Raw genomic sequence first — 10375 nt, 5'->3', positions numbered from 1 at the left:
AGCGGCATGCTTTCCCTATCGCGTGGTTCGCCTGGTTCGCTGGGTCCAGTGCATGCCGATGACTTGCCGGGTCACCCGTTGCCCATGGAGCCGGGCGTGTTCCGATGTTCGCGGCCGACCTCCGGCACCGAGGCCGCGAACGAGCCGCTCGGCCAGGCGCATCATGGCTTTGCGTTGCAGGATTTTCTTGTCGCGAACTACGAGCGCCTGCGTCAGCGCCTGTTGCACCGTGTCGGCTGCGCGCACCTGGCCAGTGACTGTCTGCATGACACCTGGCTGCGCCTGGGCGAGACAGTCGTCGGCGAGCCGGTGCTAAGCCCCGAGCGCTACATCTTGCGCGTGGCATGCAACTTGGCCATCGACTATCTGCGCACCGATCGGCCGTGGCAGTACAGCGGCGATGCCGAGGCCGTGCTCGAACAATTCGTCGACCATTCGCCCGGTCCGGAGACGATTGCGCAAGCCCGCTCGGAATTGCATGCGGTCGATCGTGCGATGGAGCGCATGCCGCGACGCCACCGTGCCGTGCTCATTTCCTTACGAATCGACGAGATGACGCGCGATGAGGTTGCGACCCGCTATGGCCTGTCACTGCGCGGTGTGGATACCGCGTTACGCCAAGCCCTGGACCATTGTGCAAATAGTTCCGGGCAGCAGGTGTTCGCAGGTATCAGTGCCTCGCGACGCAAGCTTCGGACAGTGAGGTCTGCTCTCTAGGTGTTGTGGCCCGTTACCACCCGGTGGGCACTTGCGCGATGGGCGGCGACAGTATGGCCGTGCTGGACCATGAACTACGAGTGCTCGGCATCGACGACTTGCGCGTGGTAGATGCTTCCGTTGTGCCTTGCATTCCCTCTTCCAACAGGAACGCGCATGCAATCATGATCGGGGAAAAAGGCGCCGACATGATCCGCGCGACAGAGGGACGTTGACACCAGATCCCCAACTGCCGAGAACTGGGTTCTTTCTTGCCCGTCGGTGTCGTCGGTTGGCCGCCTGCACATCGGAGGCGCTGATGAGATCTTCGTCAGGGGCGTTTGGACAGGACGGGTGGTTGTACCTCCGAAACTGGCCACTGGATCGGCGAAAGCGCTGGTGCCTGATCGACTGCTCCGGGGCGGTAAGCGTTCAATCGCGATGCGGTTGCGACCGGCAGCAATCGCTGCATAGCCGCCCTTGGGGTATGCCCCCCTTCAAATGGGTTGCCGACGTTCGAGAGGCTCGGCTTGAGAGGAGCTGTCCGTCAAAAACGAGCCGCTCCCCATTTGCGCGCGGCACGCCTGCCCATTGTTCCCGCGGTAGCGGGGGAGGACGATCAGGCCTCAGGCCCACACTTCGTCGATCACGGGGTTTTGCAGAATGCCTATGCCTTCGATCTCCACTTCGCAGACGTCGCCCGGCTTAAGCCAGACCTGCGGCGTGCGCGCCAGACCCACGCCCGAGGGCGTACCGGTGATGATCATGTCGCCCGGCTGCAATTCCATGCCTTCCGAGCACGCGGCAACGAGGGTCGCTACGTCGAAGATCATGTCGCGCGTGTTGGCGCTTTGCAGCACTTCGCCGTTCAGTCGGCAGGTCAGCTGCAGGCCGGTGGCGCCTGCCGGCAGTTCGTCCGCTGTGACGAATTCGGGGCCGAAGCCGCCGCTGCGATCGAAGTTCTTTCCCCACAGCCATTGGCCGGAGCGGAACTGGTAGTCGCGGATGGAACCCTCGTTGAAAATGGCGTAACCGGCCACGTGCGCCAGCGCATCCTCCTTGGCGATGTAGCGGCCTGCCTTACCGATGATGGCCACGAGTTCCGCCTCATAGTCGAACTGCGTGGAGACCCGCGGGCGCACCAGGGGCTCGCCGTGTGCGACCCATGAAGAGGGAAAGCGCTGGAACAGGACCGGGTGCTTGGGCGGCTCGAAGTTGCTTTCCGAGGCGTGATCGACGTAGTTCAGGCCGATGGCGAAGGCCTTGGAGGGGTTCTGAAGCGGCGGCAGCAGTTTCAGCTCGGCGAACGCCAGGTGCTGCGTCGCGCGGGCGGCGGCATCCTTCACTGCGCTCAGTCCGTCGGGGTGCTTGAGCAGCGCGTCCAGCGTCGACGGCAATCCGACTTCGGTGAGGTTGACGACCTGCGAACCGGTTCGCAGCCCCAAGGCGGGCAGGCCGTTGCTGGCGATAAAGGCGATGAGTCTCATGGTGTGGCTTTCAAGGCCGGCTTATGCCGGCTGCTCCAGGTTGGTGATGAAATCGGGGGGCAGCGAAGGCCCCCACACATACAGCGAGTCTTCTGGCGGATGGTCTGCCGCGGGCCACTCGCTGTCGGCCGGCACGTAGTCGATGTCGTGCGAATACTCGGCATAGCTGCCCCACGGATCGCGCACGTAGTAGAAGTAGTTCGACCCGAGCACGTGCCGCCCCACGCCCCAGCCTCGCCCATGGCCAGCATTGCGCATCTGCTCGGAGCCGCGCCCGACCTCGTCGATGCTGCCCACGTCCCAGCTCGAATGGTGCAGGCCGGCCGCGTGCGACTTTGCGAAGGCCACCAGATGGTGATCGGAGCCATGGGCTCCATGCAGGAAGGCGATCAAGTCGCCGGAATGATCGGACAACCGCAGGCCCAGGATTTCCTGCGAGAAGCGGATCATTCGCGGCACGTCGGGCGTGAAGAAAAGTACGTGCGACAGGTAACGGGGGCGAACCTGCAGCGCGCGGCTGCGCGCTGGCGCGGCGCCATGGCCCGGTGCGACGGGCGGTGTCACGACCGGGCGGGACTTGTGCGAGGGCGACACCTTCGACGCTGCCACGAGCTGCAGGTGTGTGCCGTCCGGGTTGCGCAGCCAGACGCCCTCGGCATCGCCCAGCGGGTGCGGCTGTGCCTCGAGGCCAGCCGTGACAATGCGTTCCCGCAAGGCATCCAGCTGATGCGCATGCACGCCATAGCGCACGTACTCGAGCTGCTTCGACCGGCCCGATGCATGGACCCAGGCCCAGCAATGCGGATGGCCGAAGGTGTGCAGCGCCAGGCGGTTGCCTTCGCGGCGCACGTCCAGGCCGAAGGCGCGGTAGAACTGCTCGGCCTCATGCAGGTCGGGCACGCTGAACACGAAGCGGTCGACCGAATGGACCGACGCATGGGGGGCTTGATTCATACCTCAGCCTCCTTTGTGTCGTCGGGGCGGGCACGCAGGGTCGCTGCGAAGCAGCTGCAGATTTCGTCATTGGCGCGCCGTGCAGCCTCTGAGACCTCGAAGAACCCGAAGAAGGGATGGAACATGTCTTCGTAGCGCAGCACCTGCGTGGCAATGCCAGCCGCCTGCAGCCGCGCCGCATAGGCCAGCCCCTCGTTGTACAGGGGGTCGCACCCTGCCACGGCGATGACCGTGGCGGGCAAGTCGCCCAAGTCTGCGCAGTGCAGGGGAGACGGAGGAAAGTCCGTCGCACGGTCCGCTGCCGTGCCCAGGTAGAGCCGCGCCACCTCCCGCAGGTCGTGCGGCGTGAGCATTGGATACGCACACCCATCGTTTCTCTCGAGCCTGACCGTGTCGCGTGCGAAATCGACGCCGGGCACGATGAGCAGCTGACCCGCGAGCGCAAAGCCGCGGTCGCGAACCTGGATAGCCGACGAGGCAGCGAGATTGCCGCCCGCGCTTTCCCCGGCCACGGCCACGCACGCGGGATCGCCACCGAGGGCCACGGCGTTGGCCAGCGCCCACAACGTGGCAGCCAGCGCGTCGTCGTGCGCGGCGGGAAAGGGATGCTCCGGCGCGAGTCGATAGTCCACGGACACCACCACCGCCTCGATGTCGCGACACAGCTTGCGCGCGATGTCGTCCATCAGCTCGACGCTTCCGAGCACGAAGCCGCCGCCGTGGAAGAAGACGACGGTCGGCAGCGACGGCCTGTGCGAATGCGGGCGGTACACGCGCACCGGAACGCGCACGTCTGCGTGCGCGGCAACGGTGTCCTCCGCAGACTGCACATCCGGCAATCCGGAGCGCTCGCGCGCGGCAAGGACCGCGGCGCGCATGCGACCGCGCGCCTCGTCCGGCGTGCCGCTGAACGGTGGGGGCGCACCGCGTGCCTGCAGGACAGCAACCACCACGGCGAGTTGGGGATCAAGCTGCGGCATGGCCGGCATCACATCTCCCCCAGCACGTGTCGTTGCGAGTCGAAGGCGCGGGCGCGCAGCGCGTCGACATCGATGTGCAGCATGCGGCCATTGCGCTTCACCGCGCGTCCGGCGACGTAGACGGAATCGACATTGCCTGGATGGGCGGCCAGCACGATGGCCCCGACGGCGTCGGACACGGGGGTGAGGTTCAGGTCGTCCTGCCGCACCAGAATGAAGTCGGCCTGCTTGCCCGGCGTCAGCGATCCCGTCTTGTGCGCCAGCCCCGTGGCCTTTGCACCGGCGATCGTGCCGAACTCGAGCACGTCACGCAAAGTGATGGTCGGTGGTGCGTTCGCGGCCTTCGAATGGCCGCCACCCATCCAGGAGCGGTAGTGCGCAAAGGCATGGCGCATCTGCGTGAACATGTCGCCAGCGCATTTCGTTTCGGTATCGCCGCTCAGGCTGGGACGGATCCCGGCGGCCAGCAACCGGTCGAATGGGATATCGCCGATTCCCTGCGCGTTCAGTTCGCAGTGCACGCCCAACGAGGCCGTCACGCCCGCGTCGGCCATCATGGCCAGTTCGTCGTCCCCGCAGAAGCAGCAATGAACGAAGGTAAGGTCGTCGCCCAGCACGCCGGCCTGGTGCATCTGGGCGATCGCGCGGACCGGTGCATTGCGCGCATACGCGCCCATGTGGATGGTGGAGCGAATGTCTAGTTCGCGCGCCAGGCGCAGGTCCTGCAGCCAGACCTCGCGGCGTGCCATTTCCGGGCCGCGCCCGGCCATCGCCAGCGTCAGCAACTGGTCGTCCGAAGAGAAGTACTGGCTGCGCAGCCTGCGGATGTCCTGCGGATGACCGCGTTCGCTGTCGAACATCCAGGAATGCCCCTCGACCAGCGGCCAGCCATGGGCGAAGACCCCCCGGATGCCGGCGTCGCGCAGGGCTAGGATGGCGGCGTCCGCATGCTCCGGTGTGTTCTGGACATGCGACCAGTCCAGCATCGTGGTCGTCCCGCTGTCCAGGGCCGACACCGCGCCCAGCAGGGTGCCGGCATAGACGTCCTCGGTGCGGAAAGCAGCCCCCTTGGCGCCGAGCATTTCCACGAAGTAGATCTGAGGATCGATGTCCGCATAGCGATGCCGCACGCAGGTTTGCCAGGTGTGCCGATGGGTGTCGACGAAGCCCGGCATGACGATCATGCGTTGCGCGTCGATGCGCTCGGCCGCTTCGGTCTCGATGTGGGGGGCGACCGCGACGATGCGCTCGCCTTCGATCAGGACGTCGCCGCGGCGCAGGTCGCCGATGGTGGGGTCCATGCTCAGGACCCAGCCACCGGCCAGGAGGGTGCGGTGGGTGTTCACGGCTTGCTCCGCGTGAGCCAGCGGCCCAGTTGCGCCTCGACCTCACCGGCCCGTGCCAAGGCGCTGCTGGCCCAGGCGACGTAGCCGTCCGGGCGCACCAGGATGCCCGTCACGCCGTCCATCTCTGCCGGTACGCGGCCGACGCGGGCGCTGACGACGTTCAAGGGCAGGCCAGCGCACTGCAGCGCTTCGAACTGGCGGCTCTGGCCTTCCAGGTCGAGCAGCAGGAACTTGCGATCGCGCAGGAGCTCGGCCGGCCGAAGCGACCGGCCATCGAGCGTGAGGAGGTCGAAGTCGGGCAGGCGGCAACCGGTCAGCGCGTGGTTGCCCGCTTCGTGCGGATACGGCGCTTCCAGCCCGCACAACTCCAGCACCAGTTTGCGCTGCACGTCCGGCAGCGGAATGATCTGCTCGGCCATGCGCCGCTTGAGTGTGAGGCCGCTTTCGTCGAAGTTGAACTGCAGCACACACTGCGCCTTGACGCTCTCCAGCAGGGCGCGCATGACAGGCAGGCGCTCCGCGTCGTAGCTGTCCAGTGTCGACTCATCGGCATGGCCGTTGACCACGTTGGCCAGCTTCCACCCCAGGTTGAAGGCATCCTGCAGGCAGAAGTTCATGCCGACGCCGCTGGCTGGATAGTGGATGCGGGCCGACTCGCCCACCAGGAACACGCGACCCTTTCGCAGCGACGGCACCGAACGCATCTGGTCGTCGAAGCGCGATGCCCAGCGGTGGCTGGTGATGCCGTAGTCGGTGCCGTGCACGTCCGCGATGCATTTCAGCGCTTCTTCCAGGGTGACGGGTTCATCCTTCGGTGCCACGCGTCGGTCGCGATGGACGATGTTGAAACGGGTGATGCCTTCACCGAAGGCGTAACCGCGGACCCAGCCCATCTCGTTGTCGACGTTGATGCGTCCTCCGGGCCAGGGCGCATCCAGGTGCGCATCGATGACGATGCCGCGGAAGGTGCCGGAATGGCCATCGAACGGGATGCCGGCACCGGAGCGCACCGTGCTGCGGCCGCCGTCCGCGCCGACGAGGTAGCGCGCGCGCAGCGTCGCTGGCGCCCCCTGGGCATCGGTGACCGACACGGTCACGCCGCTGCCATCCTGCTCGAAGGACTGCAGTTCCGTGCCGCGGCGAATTTGCGCGCCGCTCTCGGTCGCCCATTGCCAGAGGATTTCTTCGGTGAAGTTCTGTGGCAATCCCAGTGTGAAGCCGAATCGGCTTTCCAGGTACTGCCAGCGAATCGGATGAAAGCCGGCCCATATGTGCGAAGGCCGAAACGGGTACGGCACGATCTCGCGCGTGCGCTCGATGAACCGATCCGCAATGCCACGCGCATCGAACAACTCGAGCACGCGCGGCAGGATGGTCCCCGCCCGCGACTGCACGCCCTCGGTCCTGCGTTCGAGCACCAGCGTCTTCGCGCCCGCACCCGCCAGTTCGGCGGCGAGTGTCAAGCCCGAAGGGCCACCCCCCACCACGATGACATCCCATGACTGCATGTTTGTTTGCTCCCTATTCAGGCTGGATGCCTGCTGCCTTGATGGCCGCTTCGACCATCGGGCGATCATTCGAAATCAGGCGCGCCAGGTCTTGCGGCGAGCCGCCCATGACGTGCCACTGTTCTTCCTCGATCTTCTTGCGCACCTCCGGCAGCTGAAGCGCCTGGGCGAAGGCGGCGTTGAGCTTGCGCACGATCGGCTCCGGCGTGTTCGCCGGTGCGACGAAGCCCATCCAGTTGCCGAACGGGCGGAACGACGGGAACACTTCCGTCATCGTCGGAACGCCCGGCTGCGATGCCAGGCGCTTGTCCGACATGAAGGCCAGCACCCGCACCTGTCCCGCTTTCCATTGCCCCAGCACCGACCCGACGCTAAGCACCGTCACGTCCACGCGACCGCTGAGCAGTTCAGGGATGATGGGCGCGGCGCCCTGGTAGGGCACGTGGAGCATGTCCACGCCCGCCACCGCCTTGAACTGCTCCATCAGCAAGTGGTTGAAGGAGCCGATGCCGACGCTCGCATAGGGCTGCCCCGGCTGCTTCTTTAGCTGCTCTACGAGTGCGCGCAGGTCGGTCGCGGGCAGCCGCGAGCTGACGATCAGGCCCACCGGGATGTCAGCGACGGCAATGACCGGCGTGAAGCTGCGCACCGGGTCGTAGGGCAGGTCCTTGCGCTGCAGGCTGTTCAGGAGCAGGGCCGAGGTCGTCGTCAGTGCCAGCGTGTAGCCGTCCGGCTTGGCCCGGGCCACCTGGGTGGTGCCGAGGATGCCGTTGGCGCCGGCCTTGTTCTCGAAGACGATCGGTTGGCCGAGGATGCGCGAGGCGCGTTCCGACACCAGGCGTCCCACCACTTCCAGCGAAGAGCCTGCAGGATAGGGAAACACGACATGGATGGGCTTGTTGGGATACGCCGTCTCTTGCGCGAAGGCTGGCGTGAGCGCCAGCAGTGCGGTGGCTGCGGCGCAGAAGGTCAGGAAGGTTCGTCTCATTGGGATGTCCTTTTTTCTTGAAGGGCCGCGTCAGAAGCTGTGGCGAACGCCGAGTTGCGTGCCCATGACGTCTTCGCCCTTGGCGAGAACGGGCAGCGCTGGATTTAGTGTTTCGGAGAAGCCCACGCCATTGTTCAGGCGTGCGATGCCGGCAAAGACGGCCGTGCGCCGAGAGAGGAAGTGCATGTACTGGAGGGCGACTCTGGAGGCCTTGCTTGCCCCTTGCCGCTCGACCAGGTAGCTCGCGCGGATTTCACCGGCGCCGAGCGGCCAGTTTGTGCCGACCAATGCCGAGGAACGTCGGGGTTGGCCCGGATCGTTGCGCTGGATGTAGAAACCGGTCAGGCGCGGACCGCCGAACTTGTAGTCGCCGCCCACCATGAATTCCTTGCGATCGCCGGCGGGCACCGCGTTCTTCTGGATGGTGTAGGCCGCGTGTAGGTCGAAATTCGTGTCGTTGTAAGAGACGCCCAGGCCGGTGTATTGCGCACCCCTGACGCCTTCGCTGGCACTGGCAAGCGCACGCACTTGAAAGCCGCCCATGCGCGGGCTGAGGTACTTGACCGAATTGTTGATGCGCGGCGTGAAGAGGGTCATCGGCCAGGCTGCGCCGATGCCGGTGAAGTAGAAGGGATCGAGCGGCCCGGTGAGGTCGTCCATGGGGATGTAGTTGCGACCCAGCCGCAATTCGCCATAGGGCGTCACCAGCCCAACCATGGCCTCGCGGCCGAAGTAGATTCCGCCGAAACCCACAGTGCCGGTGTCTGCGTTGAAGCCATGATCGAGCTTGAACTTCGCGCCCCAGCCGCCACCCAGGTCCTCGACGCCTTCGAAGATCAGGCGCGACGAGTCGCTGGACAGCGCCGTCAGCGTGCGGGAGCTGCCGTTGGGCGAGGAGATGCGCAGGTGGTCGACGGACATTTCCACCTTTCCGGACAGGGTGATGGAACTCTGGGCGCCTGCGCTTGTGGCAGCCCATGCCGCGCACGCGGCCACCAGATGGATGTGCCTGGCAGGCGAACGGCGCAAGCCGGATCTTGGCGCAGCTGCATGCCGCGCGAGCGATGAGGTCATTCTTGTTTGTCTCCGGGTGAGTGAGGTGACGGACCGAGGCGTCCCTCGATGGGCTCGATTGTTCGCAGCCCACATCCATGCGACAAATGAATTGTTTAAAGTATTGTCATTTGCCGCGCAAATGGAAGAACCGACATGCGATTCGACAAACTCGACCTGAATCTCCTCGTCGTGCTCGACGCACTCCTGACCACCCGCAGCGTGACGCGCGCCTCGGAGCGCGTCTTCCTCAGCCAGCCTGCGACCAGCTTGTCTTTGCGGCGCCTGCGCGAGTACTTCAAGGACGAGTTGCTGCAGCCGATCGGCAAGTCATTCGTCCTCACGCCGCTGGCTGCCGAACTGGTCAAACCGGTCCACGACGTGCTCCTGCGTGTGCAGGCCATCGCCCGGGCGCAGCCGACGTTCGACCCGACCACCTCGCAGCGGCGCTTCGTCATCGATTCCTCGGACTACGTCATCTCGGTGTTGCTGTCGGCGGCGGTCAGGCGTGCGGCCAGCGCAGCGCCTCGGATGGAGTTCGACCTGCGCGCCAGAAGCCCGCAGTCTCGCGACCTGTTGCAGGCCGGAGAGATCGAGCTGCTCATCACGCCGCAGTTCGCCATCGTGCCCGGGCATCCTTCCGAGTTGTTGTTCGAGGACACGTTTTCATGTCTCGTGAGTCCCGAGCATTTCGGCATGACGAAGAAGCTCACGGCGGAGCAGTATTTCGAGGCCTCGCACATCGGTGTCGAGTGGGGCGGTGGTCGGCGCCTGACCTATGACCAGCAGTTGATCGCCGTGGGCAAGCGCGCCCGCAGGCAGGACGTCATCGCGCCCAGCTTCACCCTGGTGCCGCCGCTGTTGGTCGGAACGCCGCGCATCGCCACGCTGCCGACACGGCTGGCGCAGCAGATCGCCGAGCGCTTTCCGCTGCGCGTCGTCGCGTGCCCGGTGGAGATCCCTGCGTTTGCTGAGCACATGCAATGGCACAAGTATCAGGAGCGAGATCCTGCGATCGCCTGGCTCCGCGGGTTGCTTCTGGAAGTTGCGCAGGGTTTGCCGTCGAGCCGGGCGACAACGAAGCGTGTCAGAGGGGCGAGCGAGAAATGACGTAGCCCTTCGAATGCCCCAGGCTGCGCATTGCAGCGGGGCGAGGGTGCGGGGATCACTGTGCTCTACCACTCGTCGAACGACCCGCACTGGTCGTCTGACGAGCATTCCGACTTTCTTCGTCTGTGCGGCAAGGGCGAGGCGGCCGTGACCTGCATGATCGAGCACCTCGAACGCATCGAGGCCAGCCTCGAACTGGGCACCGAGAAGCCCGACCGCCAACTCGACCTGGTGAAGGCGCTGCTTGCCTGAA

General features: G+C 65.6%; 9 protein-coding genes and 2 pseudogenes. 4 read left to right on the top strand and 7 right to left on the bottom strand.

All coding sequences use genetic code 11. The features are described from left to right. The first annotated feature begins 6 nt into the window (after positions 1-6). Together VBO01S_RS06750 and VBO01S_RS31680 are read left to right on the top strand one after the other, a co-directional pair. On the top strand, positions 7-717 hold the full coding sequence (locus VBO01S_RS06750; protein ID WP_082818018.1) for an RNA polymerase sigma factor: 711 nt from the start codon (positions 7-9) through the stop codon (positions 715-717). Positions 718-731: 14 nt separating this feature from the next. Further along, positions 732-932 (top strand): annotated as a pseudogene (locus VBO01S_RS31680) (GMC oxidoreductase); the annotation flags it as partial. A 390-nt stretch (positions 933-1322) separates the two neighbouring features. Here the strand turns inward: VBO01S_RS31680 and VBO01S_RS06745 are convergent. The 7 genes from VBO01S_RS06745 to VBO01S_RS06715 are packed head-to-tail and all read right to left on the bottom strand — an operon-like array spanning position 1323 to position 9033. Further along, positions 1323-2183: a fumarylacetoacetate hydrolase family protein gene (locus tag VBO01S_RS06745; RefSeq protein ID WP_062472330.1), complete on the bottom strand. Its 861-nt coding sequence runs from the start codon at positions 2181-2183 to the stop codon at positions 1323-1325. 21 nt (positions 2184-2204) lie between these two features. After that, complete coding sequence (locus VBO01S_RS06740) at positions 2205-3137, bottom strand: VOC family protein (protein WP_062472329.1); 933 nt, start codon at positions 3135-3137, stop codon at positions 2205-2207. Next, on the bottom strand, positions 3134-4126 hold the full coding sequence (locus tag VBO01S_RS06735; protein WP_062472326.1) for an alpha/beta hydrolase: 993 nt from the start codon (positions 4124-4126) through the stop codon (positions 3134-3136). The genes VBO01S_RS06740 and VBO01S_RS06735 overlap by 4 nt, the downstream gene beginning before the upstream one ends. Further along, entirely contained in the window at positions 4126-5463 is a 1338-nt protein-coding gene (locus VBO01S_RS06730) for an amidohydrolase family protein (RefSeq protein ID WP_082818016.1), read from the bottom strand. The genes VBO01S_RS06735 and VBO01S_RS06730 overlap by 1 nt, the downstream gene beginning before the upstream one ends. Continuing rightward, complete coding sequence (locus VBO01S_RS06725; protein ID WP_062472324.1) at positions 5460-6971, bottom strand: FAD-dependent monooxygenase; 1512 nt, start codon at positions 6969-6971, stop codon at positions 5460-5462. The genes VBO01S_RS06730 and VBO01S_RS06725 overlap by 4 nt, the downstream gene beginning before the upstream one ends. A gap of 13 nt (positions 6972-6984) precedes the next feature. After that, positions 6985-7959 carry a Bug family tripartite tricarboxylate transporter substrate binding protein gene (locus tag VBO01S_RS06720; protein WP_062472321.1) on the bottom strand — a complete coding sequence of 325 codons (975 nt, stop codon included), beginning with the start codon at positions 7957-7959 and terminating at the stop codon, positions 6985-6987. 30 nt (positions 7960-7989) lie between these two features. Next, positions 7990-9033, bottom strand: coding sequence for a porin (locus tag VBO01S_RS06715; protein WP_169805030.1), 1044 nt, complete (start codon positions 9031-9033; stop codon positions 7990-7992). Positions 9034-9168: 135 nt separating this feature from the next. On the opposite strand from VBO01S_RS06715, the gene VBO01S_RS06710 reads away from it, so the two are divergent. Both VBO01S_RS06710 and VBO01S_RS06705 read left to right on the top strand, forming a co-directional pair. Then, positions 9169-10122, top strand: a complete 954-nt coding sequence (locus VBO01S_RS06710; RefSeq protein WP_062472316.1) for a LysR family transcriptional regulator — start codon at positions 9169-9171, stop codon at positions 10120-10122. A gap of 54 nt (positions 10123-10176) precedes the next feature. Then, positions 10177-10374 (top strand): annotated as a pseudogene (locus VBO01S_RS06705) (GntR family transcriptional regulator); the annotation flags it as partial. Position 10375 lies beyond the last annotated feature (1 nt).

It is taken from the genome of Variovorax boronicumulans NBRC 103145 (genome assembly GCF_001591345.1).
In the GTDB taxonomy this organism is placed as follows: domain Bacteria; phylum Pseudomonadota; class Gammaproteobacteria; order Burkholderiales; family Burkholderiaceae_C; genus Variovorax; species Variovorax boronicumulans.
The sequence above is the reverse complement of the archived record's forward strand: the minus strand, read 5'-3'. Positions and strand labels throughout refer to the sequence as shown.